This window comes from Pseudomonas rossensis, from assembly GCF_039888995.1.
Classification (GTDB): Bacteria; Pseudomonadota; Gammaproteobacteria; order Pseudomonadales; family Pseudomonadaceae; genus Aquipseudomonas; species Aquipseudomonas rossensis.
On sequence record NZ_JBBWCB010000008.1, the window covers coordinates 1 to 22,294 of the forward strand.

Genomic DNA, 22,294 nt, shown 5'->3' on the forward strand with positions numbered 1-22,294 from the left:
GCATAGACGAATACCTGCCCACCCCTTCCCTCCCCAGTGCCTGGCTGGATAAATCCTTCGCTGATTACTGCCATCATTTGGCCGCGCTTAAAGAGTTATCCACAATCGGCCCGCAGGATTGGTCAGCACTTGAAGCCACTGGTTGGCAGCGATTGGCCGAAGTGCGCAATCTGGAGCTACTGCGCGGACTTTTCCGACGCCCATTGGAGCTGTGGCTGGTACTCGATCGAGCCCTTTTCCTCGCCGAGCAAGGGTATGCGGTTCGCCTCGGAACCTTCTGCGAAACCCCGCTTACACCGCGTAATTTCCTGATCCTGGCTGAGCGCCCATAAAGCGCCTCAGCCTGTGGATAACTCTGGGGATGAAATTATCATGGATCCAATATATACGGCTGTTTCGGAGCTGAAACACAACTGTTCAATTTTCGTACACCTGTAAAAAAATCGGAAAAACAGGCATTTGCGATCAAATGAGAACGGCTCCACAAATTTGCCTCTAAGCAGGTGCGGTACAGATCCCGTTGTGCATAAGCGTTCAGCCAAAACAAGATAAACGACCTGCGAAACCTCAACTATCTTTTCCAAACGCCAGAATTGCCTGGCGCTCAAACAGCAAGGAGCTGGGAAAAACATGAGCACATTGAACAGTGCACAGGAAGCCGTCGATACCGTCGCCAACCAAGCCATTGATGCTGCGCTGCAGCAAACCTTCGCGGTGGGTGGCGCCATCATCAACAACGCAACGGGCGAAGTCATCGCCGCGCTGCACAACAATGTGCTGATGCCTTACCCCGGCAGTGGCACCACTTACTTTCTACCTCATGACCCGACCGCACACGGCGAGCGGCAATTGGTGGACTGGTACTACGAAAACGTCGCGCCATTGAACCTGCCACCGCCCAATCAGTTGACTGTCGTCACCACGCTGGACCCGTGCGCCATGTGCGCTGGTTCACTGCTGACTGCAGGATTTAACGTCGCCGTCAGTGCGATCGATGACTACGCAGGCATCAACTACAACAGCCAGTTCACCTTTCCGTCGCTGCCGCCGCAGATCCGCCAACAGGCGCAGGACACCTGGGGTTATTACGCGATTGCGGCGCCTGTCAGCCGGGCTTATCAAGGTTCGACCAGCCCGGTATTCGGCGGTCAGACCATCGACTCGGCGGCTTACTTCCTCACCAGTTCGATCTTCTCCGCCAGCGTCAACACCGTACGCGAGGCCAGCAACAACAGCGGTCTGCCACCGGATCAACTGCAAAACCCGGCAAACCTTCCGGCCAACAGCAAAGTGCGCCAAGCACTGACTGCGCTGAGCCCGTTTGCGCTGACCGTGCAATCGGCGAACCCACGCGACCCTGGCGCAGAACTCGCCCCGCCGCTACTGAAAACCGCGCAACAAAGCACGGTGTTCAACTCGGTAGCCCTCATCGATCCGTTCGGCAACCTGCTGGTGTGTCTGGGAGGCGTCGAGAACCAGTCGCCAATTCGTACAGCGTTCATGGAAACCACCCGCAACTACGCGGTCATGCGCTGGACCCTGATGAACGACCCCGACCCGACGGTTCGCGCCCAGGCCGAGCAATACCTGACGCATCCAAAGTACGGCACCTTCGTCTTCCTCTACGCCCCCGACCCCACCACCCCGCAGGCCGTGATGACCTTCGGCGCGTACGGTTCGACCATGGAAGGCCCCGTGCCGCAGAGCTATCCGTCCAACCTCCAATACGTGCTGCTGCCGGGCAACACCACCGCACAAGCGCTGTCGACACTGGCCCAAAACCTGCCGCCGTTCTACACGCAAAGCGTGCAAGTGGCGCCCGCGCAGGTGCTGAGTCAGGACCTGATCAACGCGGTTAAAAACGGCGTGTAACGCTTTAAAGCAATCGCATTGACCGGCCCCGCAGAAGCGTCCGCGGGGCCGGCCTGACGCCTCCGCAAAAATAGTCTGAATTCAGGGGTTTACAGAACCAACCCAATCGCTATAATCGTCGCCCTAACACGCCGGTATAGCTCAGTTGGTAGAGCAACTGACTTGTAATCAGTAGGTCCCGGGTTCGACTCCTGGTGCCGGCACCATACAAAACAAAGCCCTCGTAGAAATACGAGGGCTTTGTTGTTTTCGGGGTTTGGAAAACCAGGCCTTAGTGACCCGCGCTCTGCCCACCATCAACGTGCAGAATCTCGCCAGTAACAAAGTTGGCGCTATCCAGATAAACAACCGCCTGCGCAATATCACTGATCTCACCCATATGCCCGACCGGGTGCAAATTCCCCAGCGCTTCATGAGTTTCCTCGCCATGCATCGGCGTCTTGATGATGCCCGGGGAAACCGCATTCACCCGAATCCCACGCTTGGCGTACTCGATGGCCAGGGACTTGGTTGCCGCGTTCAAACCACCTTTGGTCAGCGAAGCCAGTACCGACGGCACACCGTCGATGGCGTGGTCCACCAGGCTGGTGGTGATGTTGACGACGTGGCCGCTTCCTTGTTTTTCCATCTCGGTGATCGCGAGTTGGGTGATGTAGAAGAAACCGTTCAGGTTCACCGACAGCACTGCGGCGTAGTCTTCCGGGGTGTAAGCGGTGAACGGTTTGGCAACGAAGATCCCGGCGTTGTTGACCAGGGTGTCGATGCGACCAAAACGTGCGATGGCTTCACGGATGACTTGCTGGGCGACTTCCGGGTTGCCGATGTCGCCCGCCACGGTGAGGATGTCCGGGTCGGTGGACGGTTTGATCGAACGCGAAGTGGCGACAACCTTGTAATCCAGATCACGGAACGCCTTGACCATGCCTGCGCCGAGACCTTGGGAGGCGCCAGTGATAACGATGACTTTTTTCGAATTGCTCATGATGAACCTCAACTAATAAATGATGGTTTGAAAAAGTAAGTAATCAGGCTTCGGCGGGGGCCTTCGCCATTTGTCTCAACATCTGTTCGTAGTACTCGACCGACTGCGAACCGGACACCAGGTGACGACCGTTAAGCACCATGGCCGGAACCGAATTGATGCCGCGCTGGCGGTAAAACGCTTCAAGCTCACGCACTTCCTTGGCAAACGCTCCGGACGCCAACACCTCTTGAGCACCTGCCGCATCCAGTCCTGCTTCAACAGCCAGACGAACCAGCGTCTCGCGATCGCTCGGGTTCTGGCCGTCGGTGAAGTAAGCGCGCAGCAGGATTTTCTTCAGTGCGACCTGCCGCCCTTCCTGCAACGCCCACATCAACAACCGGTGAGTATCAAACGTGTTGTAGAAGTGGCTGCGCTTCTCCAGATCGAACTTGAAGCCAATGGCCTCACCGCGAGCGATCTGCATCGCTTTGCCGGCGGCGACGTCTTCGGCGGTTCGTCCATATTTGCGCATCAAGTGCTCAACCGCTTTTTCGCCGACTGCCGGCATGTCCGGGTTCAACTCGAAGGGCTTGTAGGTCAGCTCTATCGAGACTTCACCCGCCACGTTCTCGATCGCCTGCTCCAGCGCCGTCGCGCCCAAGGCGCACCACGGGCACACCACGTCGGAGATGAAATCGATGGAGACGGTCGCGGTCATGACTGCCCCTCCGCCTCAGCCAGTTGCTTGCGGTACTGGGTGGTGGTGATGCCGGCGTAGCCCCAGTTATCGGTGTCGACTTCTTCGATCACGATGTGGGTCAGTTGCGGGTCCTTGTTGAGAACGCGTTCCAGGGTTTCAGTGATTTCGGCGATCACCTGAGCTTTCTGCTCTGAGGTAACGCCATCGCGGGTGATGCGTACGCTTACGAAAGGCATGAGGAATCTCCAAGTGACCTTCCCTTCGGAATGAATGGGTAGGCGTTGGAGTTCAATGTAGGGAGTTAGCTGGAGGGGATAAAGGTGGGGGCGGGAACATCATTAGTTACTTGGTGTAATTAGCTTGACGCGAAATTTTTGTACCTGACAACGATCTCTTTGGTTCGAACGTGTCGCTATTTTTCAATTTCTGCGACACGTCTTGATGTTATGTCGCTGCCAACGACATGTCGGTAAAACTTCCTTTTCGCTCTGGAAATGGCGATTGGAGCGCCCTCAGGCCAGCTCCCAGTCTTTATGCTAAATTATGGCTGGCCAATAATTATGGCGTATCCATAAAAAGAGGTAATTGCATGAGCAGCATTTTTCAGCGTCCTGAATTGGCCGAAGAAATGGCGAACCAGCTTCTCAATCCGGGCGTTCTCGATGAAGGTTTGCGCTCAGGTCTGTTTTTATCCGGCCTACGCAGGACCGGAAAAACGACATTCCTGAGGAGCGACCTCATCCCTGCGCTGGAAGAAGCGGGTGCTCTGGTCATTTACGTCGACCTATGGAGCGACACACTGGCCAATCCAGCGACACTGGTGCATGACGCCATCCGTAAAACCCTGCAAGAGCTGCAAACGCCGGGTTCCGGTTTGCTCGAAATGCTCAAGCGTGTCAGCGCTGCTGATATAGGCGCTGCAGGATTCAAATTTGGTTTCAAACTCGACAGCATCGGGAACTCAGGTGGGCCAACGCTGGCGCAGGCGCTGACAGAGGTTGTTGATCAAGCGAAAACCGACTTGGTGCTGATCATCGACGAAGTACAGCACGCCATTTCGTCCGACGATGGTAATCAGCTGCTTCTGGCACTCAAAGCTGCTCGTGATGCGATCAATCCTCGACCAGATACACCGGGTTACTTTCTGTTTATTGGAACGGGATCGCACAGGGCGCAAGTCAGCGAACTCACGGCAAAGAGGAACCAGGCGTTTTCTGGCGCGACATCGACAGCGTATCCAGTGCTGAAAGGGGATTACGTTAAATACCTGCTCAACCGGCTCGCTGCGACGGTGAAGAAAGAGAAGCTACCTTCACTCGAAGTCGCCATCGAAGCATTCAATACCTTGGGGAACCGGCCTGAGGAAATGCTCAAAGCCTTGCGACAGCTCATGCAGCAAGAAGGTGATCCCGATCTTTTCCTGCCTGTTATTGCCAGCACTTTGCGCTCGGCGGCGGCCAGCATCGAACTAGAAAAAGTGGAGCTGTTAGGTAGTTTGGCTCAGGCTATTTTCAACAAAATCGCGTCTACGGAAGGCGATGCTCGGGGTATTTTCTCCATCGATGCTGCAGCTGAGTATTCGAAGATCGTGGGTCGTGAGGTGCGCGTTGAAGAAATTCAGCCAGTGGTAATTGCACTGGTTGCCGAGAACATCATCATGCGGCGCGGGCATGGAATTTATGCGATTACGGACCAGTTTGTTCAGGAGATTTGGTTGGAAGAACGAGCGCTGATTGAAGCTAGCTAACGATCTCTACACTGTTGCAGTTGCTTCAAACCGTCGCTGCCAACTCAGCGACCGGGCCTGATAACCCGAGTAAGATACAGGCGCACAAGCGCCCATAATCACGATTGTTGGCGTTTTTTTGTGCCTGCATTTCCGTGTAATGGCGTCTGTGCGTGGGAGACCTTCGGGTCTGCCGGGTTCCTGTATCTCCGGTTTATCAGCCCGCGCATAGCAGCCACCCATTCGCCTGATAACGAACGTGGTAGCTCTAACTTTGATTCAGGTGTTTTTGCTAATGCCCGCTATCGATCCGTCCAAAATTTTCAATTCTGCTTCACTGGTTACCCACCACCGCCCAAAAACCGGAGGTGCCCAATGACTAACCCCCAAGACCTGAAAACCATCGGTCTCACCCCTTTCTCCTGCCACGCCAACCAACCGCTGTTTCGCAACAATGCCGGTGTCTCGGTGATCAAAGCCCTCTCCCACGCTTCCGATCTGCTCCACATCGCCAAACTTCTCGCATCAGTTTCAGGACTAGACACGGCTCACACCTCGCTGACCTCAAACACAAACGAAATCTTCCGACTGCTCGCACTCCACACATATCGAATGTGCTTGCCTTGCTTCGGAATCGAAACGGCCGGCGGACGAAACGCAGCGACACATTCATGGCCGGGCAGCCGGACGCTGTTGTAAAGCAGCCCCCACGACAAGGTTTCACGCAGTTGACGGGCAAACGCCTGTGATGACCCGTAAGCGTCAGGATCCGGGTTGTGCTGCTCGGGGTAGTGTTGGCGAATGTCATGCATCGGTTTGACGACTTTGTTGACGTAGGTGCGCAGGGTCAACTCGATGTCGGGCTCGTTGGTCGCGGCGAGGAAGCGTTCCTGGTGATAGCTCGTCTCGGCGATGGCGGCGGCCTGACTGCTGGCGGCGTAGTAGACGCCGTAGGTGCCGTCGGTGAAGCGGCTGGTTTTGCCAATGTGGGTGAACGCGGCCATGACCGGTGATGAGCCGGGGCCGGAGATTCGGTCTTCGGGCAGCACACGGGAGAGCACGCCGGCTTCTTGCACCAACCGGTCGTTGGTCAGGGCTTCCAGGGCGTAGGCGGTTTGCAGGTCTTCAGGGTCGAGCACGTCTTCAAACAGGGTGATCGGGGGGAACGCACTGTTGATCATCCGATAAGCACGGTTCCACTCGGGGAGCACGACTTCCGGGGCCATCAGCCGCGGACGCCATCGAGGTAGCGACGCACGTCAGCGATGTCCACCACCCGGCCGGCCAGCATGTAGCTCAAGGCGGATTGACCATTGAACGGCGCGGCGGTGTTCGGACTGCTGACCCATTTGTAGGCGCGGTCGCGGTTGTTGCTGAAGATGATGCTCAGGGCTTTGTGGATGCCCATCAGGTAGGAGATGCGCTCCAGCGTGTCGTGGGGGAGACGCACATTGGGCGGCAGGTGTTTGTATTTATAGAAGGTGGTGTTGCCGACCTTGCCCAGCAGCGTGCGCTGTTCTTCGGCGGTGCAGCCCCAACGCTCCATCAGGTTGAAGAAGAACTTGAGCGCCACGCGGCCGGCTTCCGGGGTGTCGAGTTCTTGAGGAGCAGTGCGGACGGGGGATGAAGTGGCCATTGCAAGGACTCCTTCAGGCAAAGGGTTGTGCCTTCAGAGTAGTACAGATTCGAACATTCTTTTAATTTTTGTTCGCTTGCGGATTTTCTAAGGCTTTTCGACGATCACGGTTTCCACGGTAATTTGCTTGTTCGCATGAAACGGCGCCAGTGCCGCTTCTTCGGCCGTCGCACCGATAATCAACCGCCACTCCCGCTCAATCGGCGTCCAATGCTGTTGCCGCGCGCGACCCAGTTTGTCGTTTCGATCATTCGCGATGGAAAATCCAGGCTGTGACGGGCAGCTCGAATCGACCGGTGGCGCAAGCCAGAGCGCTGCTGCGCCCAGAAAAAAGCCCCGAACCAGTCGGGGCTTTTCCTTTCTCAGCCTTGCATCAAGCCTCGATAGCGCAACCGATCATCAGAAAATGTTGATCGGATAATCCACGAACACACGCACTTCATTACCGCTGGAGTTGTACTCGCTCGATTTCTGCGACACACGCAGGATCGAGCTGCGCAGTTTCACGCTCAGGTCTTTGGCCGGGCCACTTTGCACGACGTATTTGATCTGGTTGAAGATTTCGCGCTCGGTACCGCCTTCGCTGGTGGAGGTGGTGATGTTGTCGCCGCGCACGTAGGCGAAGTTGTAGCTCAGGCCTGGAACACCGAAGGTGCTGAAGTCCAGGCCGTAGCCCAGCTGCCAGCTGCGTTCGTCTTCGGCGTTGAAGTCGGACCAGTAAGAGTTCGCCAAGTAGATGGTGTTGCCGCCGTCGCCGACGCGACCTTGGTCCTTCTGGTAGCCGCCGTAGGGGTAGCCCAGGTTGCTGTCGCCGGTGCTGCGCTGGTGGGCGAGCGTGAACGAGTGCGCGCCGGTGGCGAATGTGGCGGCCAGGCTCCAGATTTTGTTGTCGTCGCCGGTGACGATGCTTTGGCCGGGCACGGTGTTTTCGCGGACGTAGGAACTGTCCAGCTTGGTGCGGTAGCCGTTGAAGTCCAGGGTCAGGGACTGATCCTTGTCGATCGGGAACACGTAGTTGGCGTTCACGTATTGCTTCTTCAACACGTCTTCGACGTCGGAGGCGTACAGCGCAGCCTTGAACTGTTCGGTGAACTGGTAACTACCGCCCAACACGTTGATCGACTTCAGGCCACCGCTGTCACGGCCTTCAGCACTTTTGCGCGATTCGGCGGTGAAGCGACCGGCGTTCAGCTCCAGGCCTTTGATCTCCTTGGAGGTGATCAGGGTGCCGGTGTAGCTTTCAGGCAGCAGGCGGGAGTTGTCGTAATTCAACACCGGCAAGGTCGGCATCTGGTCGCCGTAGGTCAGGACGGTGCTGGATACGCGGAATTTTACCGCGCCACCGGCTTTGGCCAGATCGCCGGCCGGGTTACCGCTGTCGCCTTCCTTGAAGAAGTCGATGCCTTGGCCACCGCTGTGGCTACCACGGTCCAGACGCAAGCCGTACAGACCGAAGGCATCAACGCCCACGCCGACGGTACCTTGGGTGAAGCCCGAGGTGTAGGTGCCGATGGCAGCCTGACCCCATTCACGCTGGTCGTCGTTGCCGTCTTTTTTGTCGCGATTGATGTAGGCATTGCGCAGCAGCACTTTGAGGCTGCTGTCTTCAACAAAACCCTTGGATTCGGCCTGGTCGTTAGCCATGACCTGTGTAGCACTCAACATCCCCAGAGCGATCAGGCTGATTCGCTTGTTCAACATGTTGTTCTTTTCCTTATGACCGGTTGATACGCGCTGTGTCGAACGGCTGAAACGGCGCTATCGCACTCTTTTTTCACCCCAAACAAAAAGGCCCGCGCACGAAGAAATCGTGGCGGGCCTTTTTGTTATTTTATGAGTCATGGCGGTTAGCCACAGGCGTGGGGCGAATCCTAGCCGCGCCCTTAACGATGTGTCAATTTCATGAATCGTCTGTAATTAGGCGAAAAACGTCTAAGAAATCACTTGTCGACGTCAATGGGCGCAGCCGTCGAGGCCACAGGCTTGAAGCTCCGATGACGATGCTTGTGCGGGAAGCGACTGACTCAGCCATGCCGCGAACGCTTGCGGCTTGCCGAGCCACATGCCGATATCGATCAGGGTGAATTGGCCGTTGTGTTCCAGGGCGAAGGTCGGGAAACCCTGGCCGCCGACTTCGGCCAAGAACGCTCGACTGTCCTTGATGTGGCGATCGGTTTCAGCTTCTTTGAAAGCAGCCTTGAACGCTTGAGGTTCCAGACCAATGTCTTTCGCGAGTTCTAACAACACAGCTTCATCGGCAATGCGTCGACCTTCCTCGTAGTGAGCACTCTGCAAACGCTCCAGCAACTCCAGTCCGCGGCCGGCAATCTGCTCGGCTGCCAGCACCGCGGCAATCGGCGGTGCGGAATCGAACACCGCTGTCTCATCGCGCAGCAATCCTTCGAAATACGCCTCGCCGAACGGCTGGCCGGTGTACTCGGCAATGCGACGGTCGTGGGGCATTACGTAGTTGCGCAGTTGTGGCGAGACGGTCTGGCGGTTGGCGCCGGTCATCATGCCGCCGCCGTGGGCGATCACTGGCAACACAGCCTGGGCTGCTTGCACCAGAGGTTTTGCGCCATAGCACCAGCCGCATAACGGGTCGTAAATGTAGTGAAGGATCATGGGAAGACTCCGGCAAAAGCGTAGGAAAACGAGATGCCGGCAGATTAGTCCTCCGCCCGTTTCTGAAAAACGCTGCAATGGCTTTCAGTCTGTTTCATGAATCGGTCAAATGACCTCACCGCCCCACTCTAGCCATCTCGACACAATTCGAAATAATCCAACAGCGAAACCTTTCAAGAATAATTAACGGAAGTAAATAACAAGCATTACCATTCGCGCCCTCGAATTTCTCCACCCTTTCGGATGCGCTTCAGATGCCTGCCCCCTTTCGCCTCACGCCCGTCACCCTTGGGCTTTCTGCATTTCTCTCTGCCGGTTTTGCCTGCGCCGCCGCCACCGTTTTACCCGAGACGTCGATCAGCGCCGAAGCTGAAGCCGATGACCCGCGCGTGAAGGAAACCAGCACCGCGACCCGCACCGCCACGCCGGTGCGCTACGTTCCACAAGCCATCGACTCGATTAAAACCGCGAACGTCGTGGATTACGGCACCAACGATCTGGGCACCGCGCTGAGCGGCATCCCCAACGTCAGCAGCGGCGCCGACACTCGCTTCGACAGCCTGCGCATCCGCGGTTTCGACGCCAGCAACGACTTCTACCTCGACGGCATCCGCGACGACAGCCAATACGTGCGCGATTTGCACAACATCGAACGCGTCGAAGTCCTCAAAGGCCCGGCCGCTGTTTTGTATGGCCGTGGCAGTCAGGGTGGGATCGTCAATCGGGTCAGCAAACTGCCCGAATTCGGTCGCCGCTCGACCCTCGAGGCCCAGGGCGGCAGCGATGATTTGCGCAGCCTCTACGCCGACCTCAGCACCGACCCGAGCGAGAACATCAGCCTGCGCCTGAACATGGGCAACATGGATCAAAACAGCTTCCGCGATGGCGTGAGCGGCAATCGCCAACTGTTCGCTCCGTCGATGAGCTGGCAACTGACGCCGGACCTGAACTGGCTGGTGCAGTACGAATACAGCCGCTACAACCGTACGCCGGATCGCGGCATCCCCGGTGTAAACGGGCGCCCGGCGGACGTAGGACGGGATACGACCTACGGTAGCGAACACGATTTCATCGACGACAAGTCGCAATCCCTGCGCTCGAAGCTCAGTTATGAGCTCAACGACAACTGGCAGCTGCGCCACACCCTGGGCGTGTTCAAGCTCAACAGCGATTTCGACAACACCTACCTGACCGGTTACACCCCGGCGACCAACAAGGTCACGCGCCAGCACTGGCAACAGGACCTGACCACCCGCAACGTCTACAACAACGTCGAACTGGAAGGCGGTTTCGACACGTTCGGCCTTGAACATCGTTTGCTGACCGGCATCGAAATCGGCAGCCAGCGGCGCGACCCTACGTTGTACAACGCGGCCACCGGACGCGGGACTCAGCCGGTGCCGGCACTGGACCTGTACAACCCCGACCGCAATTTGCGCCATACCGGACGGATGCAGGTTTCCAGCAGCACTCACACCGAAGTCGACAGCCGTGCGGTGTACGTGCAGGATCAACTGCGTCTGAACGATCAATGGCAACTGCTGGCGGGTTTGCGTTACGACACCTTCGACATCGAGTCGACCAACAAGCTGCGGGACATTTCCGAAGATCGCGACAGCCATAGCACCAGCCCGCGTGTAGGACTGGTGTGGACGCCGCTGCAGAATCATTCCTTCTACGCCTCCTGGACCAAGACTTTTTCCCCGGTCGGCGGTGGTTTGATCGGCATCACCCCGGGCGCCGCCGGCAACAGCAACGACCTGAGTCCCGAGCTGACCAAGCAAAAAGAAATCGGCGTGAAGAGCGACTGGCTCGATGATCGCCTGAGCACCACGTTGGCGATCTACGAACTGGAACTCTACAACCGCCGTACCAGCGATCCCAACGATCCGACCGTCACCTTGATGACCGGCGTGCAACGTTCCCGCGGGATAGAGCTGACTGGCACCGGCAAAATCGCCGGCAACTGGTACGTGCGCGGTGGCGTGGGTGTGCAGGACGCGACGGTCGAAAAGGACAACAACGGCTTTGAAGGCAAACGCATCAGCAACGTGGCCAAGCATAACGGCAGCCTGTTCCTGACCTGGAAGCCGGAAATGGGCTGGTACGCTGAAACCGGTCTGACCCTGGTAGGCCAGCGTTATGCCGACAACCTCAACACCACCGTCCTGCCGGGTTATGGCCGTTGGGATGCATTGGCCGGGTTCCGGCAGAAGGATTGGGATTTGCGCGCGGCGCTGAACAACATCAGCGACAAGACCTATTACTCGTCGGCCACCAGCGCGGCGCAGATTCAGCCGGGTGAACCGCGCAGCCTGGTCGTGACCGGGACCTACAGCTTTTAAGGGCAAGATCAAAAGATCGCAGCCTGCGGCAGCTCCTACATAGATCGGTGTAGGAGCTGCCGCAGGCTGCGATCTTGGCGTGCTGACAGGCGCCACCCTTTCCAACTGGCAAAAAAAAAGCGCCGCCATCCCGGCAGCGCTTTTACCAATCCGTTGTTTTTCTTCTTATCCTTCCATCACATCCCACAACGCTTCCAGCTCCGCTTCGCTGAATAAACCAGCGGGGTAGCGCTCGATCATCATCCGGCGCGGATCAGGTTCTCTGATCTGACGCGTTCCATTGGACTTCAACCAGTGCGCCAGGATCTGGAGTGAATCGCTGTTTACTGCCAGGGGATGCAACGCCCGCTCGCTCACTACATTCACTTCGGCGTTCATTTCCGCGCTCTCTCCTGGTGTGTGAGCGGCTAACTTATCCAAGGTTTATGACAGAACATCGCAGTTCTCTCCTCCCTGTTTTACACCAGGAGAGATACAAGAGCTGTGCCAAGGTTTAGAAACTGTCGACAAGCGGATACAAAAAAGCCCACAGTCCTGAAGGGCTGCGGGCTTCCTGTAACGCGGGAGGGAAAAACAGTTGTCGGGCCGATTCTGCAATCAACTCAAGCTGTTACAACCCCACTCACTCCTTGTGCGGCGCTGGCTGTTGTTGGGTAAGGCAGTGGATGTTACCGCCTCCCAGTAACAGTTCGCGGCCGGGCACCATCACCACTTCGTGCTGCGGGAACAGTGCCTGCAAAATCTCTTTTGCCGGGCCATCCAACGGATCGTCAAAGCTCGGCGCGATGATGCCGCCGTTAACGATCAGAAAGTTCACGTAGGAACCGGCCAGACGCACGGTCGGATTACGTTCCTGAGTTCCGTCCACCGGATCAACACCAGCGCACTCTTCTTCGGTCGCAAACAGCGGCCCCGGAATCGGCATCTTGTGCACCGTGAATGGGCGACCCTTGGCGTCGGTGCTGATTTCCAGCACTTTCATTGCCGCCTGGCAGCGCGGGTAGTTCGGATCCTGCGGGTCATCGGTCCAGGCCAGCAACACTTCGCCCGGACGCACGTAGCAGCAGAAGTTATCCACATGGCCGTCGGTTTCGTCGTTGAACAAACCGTCCGGTAGCCAGATGATTTTATCCACAGCCAGATTGGCGCTGAGCACCGCTTCGATCTCTGCACGGTTCATGTGCGGATTGCGATTGCGGTTAAGCAGGCATTCTTCGGTAGTGATCAGCGTGCCTTCGCCATCAACGTGGATCGAACCGCCTTCAAGTACAAAACCCTGGGTGCGGTAGCGCTGACTGCGCTCGATCTCAAGGATCTTGCCGCCCACCTGGGAATCGCGATTCCACGGCGAATACAGACCACCATCGAAACCGCCCCACGAGTTGAAGTCCCAATTCACACCACGGACTTCGCCACTGTTATTGATGACAAACGTCGGACCAGTGTCGCGAACCCAGGCGTCGTCGCTGGACATTTCCACCACACGAATATTCGGCACGTCCAGACGGGCACGGGCGTTTTCGTATTGGCCGGCGGAAACCGCCACGGTCACCGGTTCAAAACGGGCAATGGCTTTGGCTACCGCGACGTGCGCGGCTTGCGCCGGTTTGCCACCCAGACGCCAGTTGTCCGGGCGCTCGGGCCAGATCATCCAGGTCTGGGTTTGCGGCGCCCATTCGGCGGGCATGTAAAAGCCGTCGGCGCGAGGCGTGCTGTGCAAAGTGGTCATGGCGATCAGGACTCCAGGGAACCGTCGAGGGTTTTCAGTGTGCCATACAGGTTCGGACGACGATCACGGAACGAGCCCCAGGCGCTGCGGATGTGTTCCAGTTCGTCCAGGTCGAAGCTCTGAACCAGTACACCTTCTTCGGTTTCGTTGAGTTCTTGAACCTTCTCGCCGAACTGGTTGGCGATGAACGACGAGCCGTAGAACGTAATGTCGTAGCCGTCCTGCTCTTCGTTGCCGATGCGGTTGCTGGCGATCAGCGGCATCAGGTTGGCGCCGGCATGGCCTTGTTGCACGCGCTGCCAGTGATCACGGGACGAAATGGTCTTGTCGTGTGGCTCGCTGCCGATCGCGGTCGGGTAGAACAGGATTTCCGCGCCCAGCAACGCCATGCTGCGGGCGCATTCCGGGAACCACTGGTCCCAGCAGATACCCACGCCGATTTTCGCGTAACGGGTGTTCCAGACTTTGAAGCCGGTATCGCCCGGATTGAAGTAATACTTTTCGTGGTAGCCAGGGCCGTCCGGGATATGGCTTTTACGATAAATCCCGAGGTTGCTGCCGTCGGCATCGATGATCGCGATGCTGTTGAAACGCGCGCGGCCCGCCAGTTCGTAGAAGCTGATCGGCAAAACCACTTGCAGTTCTTTGGCGACTTTCTGGAAGTGCTTGATGGCGACGTTGTCTTCAACGGTCGTGGCCAGCTGCAGGTAATCCGGGTTCGGCTTCTGGCAGAAGTACGGAGCCTCGAACAGTTCCTGGATCAGGATGATCTGCGCGCCTTGCGCCGCGGCCTCACGGACCAGCCGCTCAGCGGTCTCGATATTGGCTTCAAGGTCCCAGGAACAGGCCATCTGGGTGGCGGCGACGGTAACGATACGGCTCATGAATCATCTCCGGGGCAATTGCTTGACGGTCGAGTGTGGCATCGACCAATGACAGAAATGGGAAGCACCGGGCGTGGTGGGTCCACACCGTGGGCAGCGGTGACTTTATAGCCGATAAAAATCGGCTTTTAAAGCTAAAAACAGTCCGCCTGTCGAAATTAACTCAAGTAACCCAGATAATAATCGAACTTTACGCTATCCCTGTGGGAGCGCGCTTGCTCGCGATGAGGCCAGACCAGCCAACATTGATGTTGAATGCTGGACCGTTATCGCGAGCAAGCTCGCTCCCACAGGGGATGGGTGTTTACAGACCCTCGGCGAGCACCTTCGACAGCATGTCCACGAAGAAATCCACGCTCTGACGCGAGGTCACCATCGGCGGTTTGATCTTGAGGATGTTCAGGTAATCGCCAGTCGGCTGCATGAAGATCCCCAGCTCGCGCAATCGATCACACAGCGCCGTTGTTTCTTCGGTTGCCGGTTCCAGGGTTTCGCGATTGCGGATCAACTCGACGCCTAGATAGAAGCCGGAACCATGCACCGCGCCCATCAGCGGATGAATATCGATCAGCGCTTCAAGCCGTTCCTTGAAATACCCGCCCACGACCTGAGCGTTTTCCCAGAGCTTTTCTTCCTCCATCACATCCAGCACTGCCATGCCGATCTGGCAACTGACCGGGCTGCCGCCGGCCGACGAGAAGAAGTAACCCTCGGCCTCCAGCGCTTCGGCGATTTCCCGACGGGTGATCACCGCGCCCAACGGCTGGCCGTTGCCCATGCCTTTGGCCATGGTGATGATGTCCGGCACCACGCCTTGTTCTTCGAAACCCCAGAAAAAGTTGCCCATGCGGCCGTAACCGACCTGCACTTCGTCGGCGATGCAGACACCGCCCTGAGCACGAACCAGCGCATAAACCTGCTTCAAATACCCCGGCGGCAGCGAGATACCGCCGGCATTGCCGTACACCGGCTCGCAGATGAAACCAGCCAGCTGACGTTTCTGCTCGGCAATTTTCGCCAGGTTGTGTTCGACGCTGCGCACGTAGTCCGGCGCACTGCCCGGCCCACGGAATTCGCCGCGATAGGTGTTCGGCGCGGTGACCGGATGCACCCAGTCCGGACGGCTGCTCAAGGCCTTCGGGTTGTCGGCAATCGAGGTCGAGACCGCATCGGCTGCCACCGACCAGCCGTGATACGCCTCAAGCACACTGAGCATGTCGCGACCGCCGCTGTAGGCCCACGCCAAACGGATCGCAAGGTCGTTGGCCTCGGTGCCGCTGTTGACCAGGAACACTCGATCCATGGAGTCCGGCGACAGTTTCAGCAAACGTTCGGAGAACTCGGCAATCGCCGCGTAGTTAAAACGCGAGTTGGTGTTGAGCAGTGACCACTGACGACTGGCGACCGCGGCCATGCGCGGATGACCGTGGCCCAGCACCGCGACGTTGTTGAGCATGTCGAGGTAGGAACGGCCTTGCATGTCGATCAGGTGATTACGCCAGCCGCGTTCGATGCGCGGCGGGTCGACGTAATAGTGCTTCTGGGTACGGGCGAAACTGGCGTCGCGGCGGGCCAGCAACGTCTGCGAATCGAGTTCCTCTTCGGCGTCACAGGCCAGACCCAGCAGCACCGCCGGCGACGGGCACAACGCTTGCCAGGCCGCGGCGCGAGACGGAGTGCAAAACAAGGGCGCATTGAACGAAGCGCCTCGGCACAACTGCACCACCAATGGCCCACTGACCGAACCCAGCACCTGGCCTTTAACCAGCGCTGCGCCCGTGTACAGCGACGGGGTCACTCCCCACAACCGCACGCTCAGTTGCGGACCGTCCAGTTGCAGCACACCCGCCGCTGGCTGATGCACCATCCCGGCAAACGGTGACTCGACCGCCGTGCCGTGGGGCACTCGCAATTCGACGTGCAATGGGCACGTGTCCGGCTCAGTGGCGCTGTCCGGCCGGGTGCGGGACAAACGATATTGCCCATAACGACTGGCCGCCAGACCGTGAGCCGCGGCAGCTTCGGTCAGCAGCCGCTGATCGATCCCCTCCTGCTCCCAGTTGCCGGCCTCGAAATGCGGACTGAGCACGCCCAAATCGATCAACGCAAACTCACGACCCACCAGGCTCGGCAGTAGCGGCGCAAAGCCTTCGCTGCCGATGCTCGGCAGGCTCTGGCCGACGGCGGTCAGGATCGCCGCTTCCATCAACGCCAACGGCACCGATGTGGCGACGCGGAAAATCTCCCACTCGTGGGTGAGGTTGTCACGGCTGTATTCGTTGCCCGGATCAATATTGACCTGCTGCTCGCCGCTGAGCACCAACACCGCCGCACGGGCGACGATCAGTGGCCAGAGCGCCAGTAGCTCTTCATGCGTGAGCGGATTGACAGCGTGATAGGCCTGAACCGCCGGCAAAATGTAGAACGGATCGCCATCAGCGTGGTGCAGCAGCGCTGCGCAGGTCACCGACAGATCAGTGATGCGCCAGGTACGGATCAGGTCGCCGAAATCGATCACGCCCTGCAATTGCCACTGGCGTTGCGAATCTCGCTGCCACACCACGTTGTCGTCGGTGATGTCCATGTGAATCGCCTGCACTGGCAGCTTATCCACAAGCGGTTGCAAATGACGCTCGGCCTGTTTAGCCGCATCGGCAATCAGCCGGCGTTGCTGGTCGTCGCTGATGACCGGCAGCAAGTGCGTGATCAGCGCGTTGGCGTGACGGGCGTCCCATTGAAGGGTGCGCTCAAGGCCCGGATGGTCGAAACCGGCCAGCGCCAGGTCCATTTCACCGCAGAGTCGACCAAAACCGGCCACCACTGAACCGGGCAGATGATCCAGGTGTGTGAGCGACTGGCCTTCGATGTAATCGAGCAGGCGCACATGCACCGGTTGGCCGCCGACTTCCAGGGAGAGAAGGTCTGCACCGTTTTTGGCGGGAATCACTCGTGGCACATGCACATCGGGGTGTTCACCCAAATGCCTAAGCCCGGCGTGCTGAGCGTGCAGCTCCAGCGCCGAGTAGTCGCCACGGCAGATTTTCAGGACAAAACGCCCCTGGTCGCTGTCGACCCGATAGTTAAGATCCTGCTGGCTGCCGAGGGCCTGCAACCTTCCACTCAGCCCGTAATGTCCCTTCAACAGCTCAAGCGCTTGCTCCGCAGACACTTGCGGGCTGGGCAAACTGGCGCGATGAATCAACGTGGCGAGTGGCATACAACGACCCCTGAAATTTTATTAGGCGCTTATATCGCCACTGCTTTGAGCGATACGCAACCCCTTCGCCTGCCTGAAATCCTCCTGAGGTTCGACAAATCAGTTAACGGATCAGGAAAAAAAATCACTCCACTCGCACCGGACGCCACTTTGCGCAAGAATGTCGCCCATCAACGCCTATTGCTGGAGAAAGACCATGAAAGTAGTCACCACCGACCTGCCCGGTGTTCTGATCATCGAACCCAGGGTATTTGGTGACGAGCGCGGTTTCTTCTATGAAAGCTTTAATGCCAAGGCTTTCAATGAAGCGACTGGCCTGGAGACAAATTTCGTTCAAGACAACCATTCCCGTTCGCAAAAAGGCGTATTGCGCGGCCTGCACTACCAACTGGAAAACACTCAAGGCAAACTGGTTCGCGTCACAGTCGGCGAAGTACTCGACGTGGCTGTGGACATTCGCCGCAGCTCGCCACATTTCGGCAAATGGGTGGCCGTGCGTCTGTCCGCCGAGAACCATCGCCAACTCTGGGTCCCGGAGGGTTTCGCCCACGGTTTCGTGGTGTTGAGCGAGTTCGCCGAATTCCTCTACAAAACCACCGACTACTACACTCCGTCCGCCGAGCGCTGCATTCGCTGGGACGACCCGGACCTGGCCATCGATTGGCAACTGGATGAAGCACCGCAACTGTCCCATAAAGATCAGGCCGCCGCGTTCTTCAAGGACGCTGACGTCTTTTCCTGAAACACCGTCTGAATCTTCGCCGCACAGTCGTGCCTGACCCACGGCGCGCAGACTGCGCCCGCAAGCCTAGGCATAATGCGCCTGTACCCACAGGCGCTCGATGCTCATGACTCCAACCCTCCCCCGCAGACCCCGCTGGCGCAGCCTGGCCCTGCTCGCGCTGTGCCTGGCGCCATTGCTGTGGCCGCTGGAGCATCTGGCCGAGCGTTACTACCGCAGCGAACTGGCCGGGCAGAACCGCCAGACGCTCGACCTTTACGTCGCCAACCTGCTGGGTACCCTGCACCGTTATGAAGTGTTGCCGCAAATCCTCGGCGATCTGCCGGCCCTGCGAGCCGTCCTCGGCGCGCCCGACGATGGCGTCACCCAGGGCAACGCCAATCGCTTGTTGAAAAATATCAGCGCCCAGACCGGCGCCGAAGTCATGTACCTGATGGACACCACGGGCAAGACCCTGGCCGCGTCCAATTGGGACAAGCACGACAGTTTCGTTGGGCGTAATTTTTCCTTCCGGCCGTATTTCAGCGAAGCCATGGCCGGGCGGCTTGGGCGCTTTTTCGGTTTGGGCACGACATCGGCCAAGCGTGGCTATTTCTTCGCCGCCGCCGTGCGTAACGGCGAAAAGATCATCGGCGTGCTGGTGGTCAAGGTCGACCTGGACCACACCGAAAGCCTCTGGGGCAAAACCCCGGAACAACTGCTGCTGACGGACCATAACGGTGTGGTCATTCTCACGTCGCGGCCCGAGTGGCGATTCCGCTCGACCCGCCCGTTGGGCGAAGAAGAACGCAAGGCTATTGCTGCGATTCAACCCTATCCGACCCGTGATCCCAAACCATTGCGGCTCAACCCCAACGCCTGGCTGACACAAACCCAGCCCATCGCAGAAACCGGTTGGAACGTCAGCATCCTCGCCCCACGCACTTTGATTGATCGCCCGGTACGCACGGTCGTCGCCATCGGCGGCGCGACATTGTTGGTCTTGATGTTGCTGCTGGGTCTGATGATGCAGCGACGCCGTCATTACCTCGAACGAATCGCCTTCGAAGCCAAGGCCCGTCGTGAGTTGGAAGGCCGGGTAGCCGAGCGGACCAGCGACCTCGAAGGCCTCAACCGTCGACTGAAACAGGAAGTGCTGGAACGCGAACAGGCCCAGCAAGAGCTTGTTCGCGCTCAGGATGATCTGGTGCAGGCCGGCAAACTGTCGGCCCTTGGCACCATGTCGGCGAGCATCAGCCACGAATTGAATCAACCGCTGGCGGCGATCCGCAGCTACGCAGAAAACGCCGAGGTGCTGCTCGATCATCAGCGCACCGACGATGCGCGCGGCAACCTCAAGCTGATCAGCGAACTGACGGGGCGCATGGCGTCGATCATCGCCCACCTGCGCGCCTTCGCCCGGCGCGATCGCCACGCCCCGGAAAGCGTCGCCCTCCAACCGGCGCTGGACGATGCGCTGGCGCTGCTGGCCAAGCGTCGACGCAGCATGGAAGTCGAGCTGATCCGCGACTTGCCGGCCGCCACCCTGTGGGTCGAGGCCGGGGAAACCCGTCTGCGTCAGGTGCTCGGCAATCTGCTGGCCAACGCCTTGGACGCCCTGACGGAAAAAGGCCCGCCACGTAAGCTCTGGTTGAGTGCCCAATCCACTGCCGACGGCGTCAATTTGTACATCCGCGACAATGGCCCCGGGTTCTGCCTGGAGGCACTTGGCCGCGCCAGCGAGCCCTTCTACACCACCAAGACCCGCACTCAGGGGCTTGGGTTAGGGCTGGCGATTTGCGAAACCCTGATGCGCGCCTTCGGTGGTGAACTGTCGTTCGCCAACCACAAGGAAGGTGGCGCCCTGATTACCCTGAAGTTGCGTGCAGGCGCACCGGGTGTGAGCCTGCAACCGTCCGAGGACCGAAGTGCATGACCATCGACAACCGCATCCAGGTCGTGCTGATCGACGACGATCCCCACCTGCGTCAGGCCTTGAGCCAGACGCTGGACCTGGCTGGCCTGAAAATCCTGCCTCTGGCCGAAGCCAAAGGCCTGGCGGGGCAACTGGAGCGTGACTGGCCGGGCGTGGTGGTCAGCGACATCCGCATGCCGGGCATGGACGGCCTCGAACTGCTGACCGAACTGCATGCCCAGGACCCGGAGCTGCCAGTGCTGTTGATTACCGGTCACGGCGATGTACCACTGGCCGTGCAAGCCATGCGCGCCGGGGCTTATGACTTTCTGGAAAAACCCTTCGCCAGCGACGCCCTGCTCGACAGCGTCCGCCGCGCCCTGGCCCTGCGCCGGCTGGTGCTGGACAACCGCAGCCTGCGTCTGGCCCTGAGCGATCGCAATGAGCTGAGCACCCGACTGGTCGGGCAATCGGCGCCGATGCTGCGCCTGCGCGCGCAGATCGGTGCATTGGCAGCGACCAAGGCCGATGTGCTGATCCTTGGCGAAACCGGTGCCGGTAAAGAAGTTGTCGCACGCGCATTGCACGATCTGTCGAGCCGTCGTAACGGTCCGTTCGTGGCGATCAATGCCGGCGCCCTGGCCGAGTCGGTGGTAGAAAGCGAGCTGTTCGGTCACGAGCCCGGCGCCTTTACCGGCGCGCAAAAACGTCGCATCGGCAAGTTCGAATTCGCCAATGGCGGCACGTTGTTCCTCGATGAAATCGAAAGCATGAGCCTGGATGTACAGGTGAAATTGCTGCGTTTGCTGCAAGAGCGGGTCGTCGAGCGCTTGGGCGGTAATCAACTGATCCCGTTGGACATCCGCATCATCGCTGCGACCAAGGAAGACCTGCGTCAATCCGCCGATCAGGGCCGCTTCCGTGCCGACTTGTATTACCGCCTGAACGTCGCACCGCTGCGTATTCCGCCGCTGCGTGAGCGCGGCGAAGATGCACTGATGCTGTTCCAGTATTTCGCCGACGAAGCCAGCGCTCGTCACGGTCTGCCACCCCACGAGTTGCAACCGGGACAACGCGCCCTGCTGCTGCGCCACACCTGGCCGGGCAACGTGCGGGAATTGCAGAACGCGGCCGAACGCTTTGCCCTGGGCCTGGAACTGGCCCTGGACAATAACGCAGCGGATGGCGCTGTCGGCATGACGGTCGAAGTGGTCAGCGGCGGTCTCAGCGAACAAGTGGAAAACTTCGAGAAGAGCTTGATCGCCGCCGAACTGGCGCGTTCTCACAGCTCGGTGCGCAGCCTCGCCGAAGCCCTTGGCATCCCACGCAAGACCTTGCACGACAAACTGCGCAAGCACGGGCTGAACTTCGCCGACGGTGGCAGCAGCCACACCGACGAACTCGATTGAGCTACCGTCAATTCATCATCTTCAAACAAGAGATCCGTGCATGAGCCGCGACAGCCGTCATCTGGAATCAGTCCTCCATCGCGACATTCCCCTGACGCGGGATATGGGCCTCAAAGTGCTCGATTGGCACGACCAGCAACTGCGCCTGCACTTGCCGCTGGAGGCCAACGTCAATCATAAAAGCACCATGTTCGGCGGCAGCCTGTATTGCGGCGCCGTGCTGGCCGGTTGGGGCTGGCTGCATTTGCGTTTGCGGGAAGAAGGGGTGGAAGGCGGACACATCGTGATTCAGGAAGGACAGATCAGCTATCCGCTGCCGGTGACCATGGACGCGACAGCTATTTGCCACGCGCCGAGTGCGGCGGTGTGGAAGAAGTTTTTGGCGATGTATGTGCGGTATGGACGGGCGCGGTTGACGTTGCATTCTCGGATTGTGAATGTGGGGAGTGAGGAAGATGCGGTGACGTTTACCGGGCAGTACGTCCTCCACCGCTAAAGCAAAATATCGCAGCCTCGTTTCACTCGACAGCTGCTACAGGGGGCGCGTTTCT

The 22,294-nt window shown here is 58.7% G+C and carries 18 protein-coding genes, 1 tRNA gene and 2 pseudogenes; 10 read left to right on the forward strand and 11 right to left on the reverse strand.

Features of this window, described 5'->3' with window-relative positions; all coding sequences use genetic code 11:
• The 3 genes and pseudogenes from WLY71_RS04175 to WLY71_RS04185 all read left to right on the forward strand — a co-directional run.
• Positions 1-332 (forward strand): annotated as a pseudogene (locus tag WLY71_RS04175) (SAM-dependent methyltransferase); the annotation flags it as partial.
• 298 nt (positions 333-630) lie between these two features.
• On the forward strand, positions 631-1,872 hold the full coding sequence (locus tag WLY71_RS04180; protein WP_347802614.1) for a nucleoside deaminase: 1,242 nt from the start codon (positions 631-633) through the stop codon (positions 1,870-1,872).
• A 130-nt stretch (positions 1,873-2,002) separates the two neighbouring features.
• Positions 2,003-2,078, forward strand: a tRNA-Thr gene (locus tag WLY71_RS04185).
• A 65-nt stretch (positions 2,079-2,143) separates the two neighbouring features.
• On the opposite strand, the gene WLY71_RS04190 is transcribed toward WLY71_RS04185, so the two are convergent.
• The 3 genes from WLY71_RS04190 to WLY71_RS04200 are packed head-to-tail and all read right to left on the reverse strand — an operon-like array spanning position 2,144 to position 3,772.
• Positions 2,144-2,854, reverse strand: coding sequence for an SDR family NAD(P)-dependent oxidoreductase (locus WLY71_RS04190; RefSeq protein WP_046045535.1), 711 nt, complete (start codon positions 2,852-2,854; stop codon positions 2,144-2,146).
• A gap of 43 nt (positions 2,855-2,897) precedes the next feature.
• Positions 2,898-3,554 (reverse strand): DsbA family oxidoreductase, encoded by a 657-nt coding sequence (locus tag WLY71_RS04195; RefSeq protein WP_347802615.1) that lies wholly within the window; start codon positions 3,552-3,554, stop codon positions 2,898-2,900.
• The gene (locus tag WLY71_RS04200; RefSeq protein WP_347802616.1) at positions 3,551-3,772 is read right to left on the reverse strand and encodes a tautomerase family protein; all 222 of its coding nucleotides are present in this window, start codon (positions 3,770-3,772) and stop codon (positions 3,551-3,553) included. Before WLY71_RS04200 ends, WLY71_RS04195 begins: the two co-directional genes overlap by 4 nt.
• A gap of 353 nt (positions 3,773-4,125) precedes the next feature.
• On the opposite strand from WLY71_RS04200, the gene WLY71_RS04205 reads away from it, so the two are divergent.
• Both WLY71_RS04205 and WLY71_RS04210 read left to right on the forward strand, forming a co-directional pair.
• Positions 4,126-5,283, forward strand: a complete 1,158-nt coding sequence (locus tag WLY71_RS04205; RefSeq protein ID WP_347802617.1) for an AAA family ATPase — start codon at positions 4,126-4,128, stop codon at positions 5,281-5,283.
• Between the two features lie 354 nt (positions 5,284-5,637).
• Positions 5,638-5,790, forward strand: a pseudogene (locus WLY71_RS04210) (DUF3077 domain-containing protein); the annotation flags it as partial.
• A 20-nt stretch (positions 5,791-5,810) separates the two neighbouring features.
• On the opposite strand, the gene WLY71_RS04215 reads toward WLY71_RS04210, so the two are convergent.
• The 4 genes from WLY71_RS04215 to WLY71_RS04230 form a co-directional block, all read right to left on the reverse strand.
• Complete coding sequence (locus tag WLY71_RS04215) at positions 5,811-6,488, reverse strand: RES family NAD+ phosphorylase (RefSeq protein WP_347802618.1); 678 nt, start codon at positions 6,486-6,488, stop codon at positions 5,811-5,813.
• Positions 6,488-6,898, reverse strand: coding sequence for an MbcA/ParS/Xre antitoxin family protein (locus WLY71_RS04220; RefSeq protein ID WP_033058347.1), 411 nt, complete (start codon positions 6,896-6,898; stop codon positions 6,488-6,490). The genes WLY71_RS04215 and WLY71_RS04220 overlap by 1 nt, the downstream gene beginning before the upstream one ends.
• Before the next feature lie 399 nt (positions 6,899-7,297).
• Positions 7,298-8,599, reverse strand: coding sequence for an OprD family porin (locus WLY71_RS04225; RefSeq protein ID WP_347802619.1), 1,302 nt, complete (start codon positions 8,597-8,599; stop codon positions 7,298-7,300).
• A 252-nt stretch (positions 8,600-8,851) separates the two neighbouring features.
• The gene (locus WLY71_RS04230; RefSeq protein WP_347802620.1) at positions 8,852-9,523 is read right to left on the reverse strand and encodes a DsbA family protein; all 672 of its coding nucleotides are present in this window, start codon (positions 9,521-9,523) and stop codon (positions 8,852-8,854) included.
• 254 nt (positions 9,524-9,777) lie between these two features.
• On the opposite strand from WLY71_RS04230, the gene WLY71_RS04235 reads away from it, so the two are divergent.
• Positions 9,778-11,868: a TonB-dependent receptor gene (locus tag WLY71_RS04235; RefSeq protein ID WP_347802621.1), complete on the forward strand. Its 2,091-nt coding sequence runs from the start codon at positions 9,778-9,780 to the stop codon at positions 11,866-11,868.
• Between the two features lie 165 nt (positions 11,869-12,033).
• Here WLY71_RS04235 and WLY71_RS04240 read toward each other — a convergent pair whose 3' ends face one another.
• The 4 genes from WLY71_RS04240 to WLY71_RS04255 all read right to left on the reverse strand — a co-directional run bounded on the left by WLY71_RS04240 (position 12,034) and on the right by WLY71_RS04255 (position 17,698).
• The gene (locus tag WLY71_RS04240) at positions 12,034-12,246 is read right to left on the reverse strand and encodes a hypothetical protein (RefSeq protein ID WP_347802622.1); all 213 of its coding nucleotides are present in this window, start codon (positions 12,244-12,246) and stop codon (positions 12,034-12,036) included.
• Positions 12,247-12,490: 244 nt separating this feature from the next.
• Complete coding sequence (gene aguA, locus WLY71_RS04245; RefSeq protein WP_347802623.1) at positions 12,491-13,597, reverse strand: agmatine deiminase; 1,107 nt, start codon at positions 13,595-13,597, stop codon at positions 12,491-12,493.
• A gap of 5 nt (positions 13,598-13,602) precedes the next feature.
• A complete protein-coding gene (aguB, locus tag WLY71_RS04250) occupies positions 13,603-14,481 on the reverse strand; it encodes an N-carbamoylputrescine amidase (protein ID WP_008149347.1) in 879 nt (292 codons plus the stop codon).
• 304 nt (positions 14,482-14,785) lie between these two features.
• Positions 14,786-17,698, reverse strand: coding sequence for an aminotransferase (locus tag WLY71_RS04255; RefSeq protein ID WP_347802624.1), 2,913 nt, complete (start codon positions 17,696-17,698; stop codon positions 14,786-14,788).
• Positions 17,699-17,894: 196 nt separating this feature from the next.
• Between WLY71_RS04255 and rfbC the strand changes: the two genes are divergently transcribed.
• The 4 genes from rfbC to WLY71_RS04275 all read left to right on the forward strand — a co-directional run bounded on the left by rfbC (position 17,895) and on the right by WLY71_RS04275 (position 22,239).
• On the forward strand, positions 17,895-18,440 hold the full coding sequence (rfbC, locus tag WLY71_RS04260; protein ID WP_347802625.1) for a dTDP-4-dehydrorhamnose 3,5-epimerase: 546 nt from the start codon (positions 17,895-17,897) through the stop codon (positions 18,438-18,440).
• Positions 18,441-18,546: 106 nt separating this feature from the next.
• Positions 18,547-20,355: a sensor histidine kinase gene (locus tag WLY71_RS04265; protein ID WP_347802626.1), complete on the forward strand. Its 1,809-nt coding sequence runs from the start codon at positions 18,547-18,549 to the stop codon at positions 20,353-20,355.
• Positions 20,352-21,743 (forward strand): sigma-54-dependent transcriptional regulator, encoded by a 1,392-nt coding sequence (locus WLY71_RS04270; protein ID WP_347802627.1) that lies wholly within the window; start codon positions 20,352-20,354, stop codon positions 21,741-21,743. Before WLY71_RS04265 ends, WLY71_RS04270 begins: the two co-directional genes overlap by 4 nt.
• Positions 21,744-21,783: 40 nt before the next feature.
• A complete protein-coding gene (locus WLY71_RS04275) occupies positions 21,784-22,239 on the forward strand; it encodes a YiiD C-terminal domain-containing protein (protein WP_347802628.1) in 456 nt (151 codons plus the stop codon).
• The last annotated feature ends 55 nt before the right edge of the window (positions 22,240-22,294 follow it).

Bases quoted from the DNA above. Each gene is read 5' to 3' on its own strand.
- WLY71_RS04270 (WP_347802627.1), top strand. From the start codon at position 20,352: ATGACCATCGACAACCGCATCCAGGTCGTGCTGATCGACGACGATCCC.
- WLY71_RS04195 (WP_347802615.1), bottom strand. From the start codon at position 3,554: ATGACCGCGACCGTCTCCATCGATTTCATCTCCGACGTGGTGTGCCCG.
- WLY71_RS04180 (WP_347802614.1), top strand. From the start codon at position 631: ATGAGCACATTGAACAGTGCACAGGAAGCCGTCGATACCGTCGCCAAC.
- WLY71_RS04240 (WP_347802622.1), bottom strand. From the start codon at position 12,246: ATGAACGCCGAAGTGAATGTAGTGAGCGAGCGGGCGTTGCATCCCCTG.
- WLY71_RS04230 (WP_347802620.1), bottom strand. From the start codon at position 9,523: ATGATCCTTCACTACATTTACGACCCGTTATGCGGCTGGTGCTATGGC.
- WLY71_RS04235 (WP_347802621.1), top strand. From the start codon at position 9,778: ATGCCTGCCCCCTTTCGCCTCACGCCCGTCACCCTTGGGCTTTCTGCA.
- WLY71_RS04215 (WP_347802618.1), bottom strand. From the start codon at position 6,488: ATGGCCCCGGAAGTCGTGCTCCCCGAGTGGAACCGTGCTTATCGGATG.
- WLY71_RS04275 (WP_347802628.1), top strand. From the start codon at position 21,784: ATGAGCCGCGACAGCCGTCATCTGGAATCAGTCCTCCATCGCGACATT.
- aguB (WP_008149347.1), bottom strand. From the start codon at position 14,481: ATGAGCCGTATCGTTACCGTCGCCGCCACCCAGATGGCCTGTTCCTGG.
- WLY71_RS04190 (WP_046045535.1), bottom strand. From the start codon at position 2,854: ATGAGCAATTCGAAAAAAGTCATCGTTATCACTGGCGCCTCCCAAGGT.
- WLY71_RS04225 (WP_347802619.1), bottom strand. From the start codon at position 8,599: ATGTTGAACAAGCGAATCAGCCTGATCGCTCTGGGGATGTTGAGTGCT.
- rfbC (WP_347802625.1), top strand. From the start codon at position 17,895: ATGAAAGTAGTCACCACCGACCTGCCCGGTGTTCTGATCATCGAACCC.
- WLY71_RS04205 (WP_347802617.1), top strand. From the start codon at position 4,126: ATGAGCAGCATTTTTCAGCGTCCTGAATTGGCCGAAGAAATGGCGAAC.
- WLY71_RS04265 (WP_347802626.1), top strand. From the start codon at position 18,547: ATGACTCCAACCCTCCCCCGCAGACCCCGCTGGCGCAGCCTGGCCCTG.
- WLY71_RS04200 (WP_347802616.1), bottom strand. From the start codon at position 3,772: ATGCCTTTCGTAAGCGTACGCATCACCCGCGATGGCGTTACCTCAGAG.
- WLY71_RS04220 (WP_033058347.1), bottom strand. From the start codon at position 6,898: ATGGCCACTTCATCCCCCGTCCGCACTGCTCCTCAAGAACTCGACACC.
- aguA (WP_347802623.1), bottom strand. From the start codon at position 13,597: ATGACCACTTTGCACAGCACGCCTCGCGCCGACGGCTTTTACATGCCC.
- WLY71_RS04255 (WP_347802624.1), bottom strand. From the start codon at position 17,698: ATGCCACTCGCCACGTTGATTCATCGCGCCAGTTTGCCCAGCCCGCAA.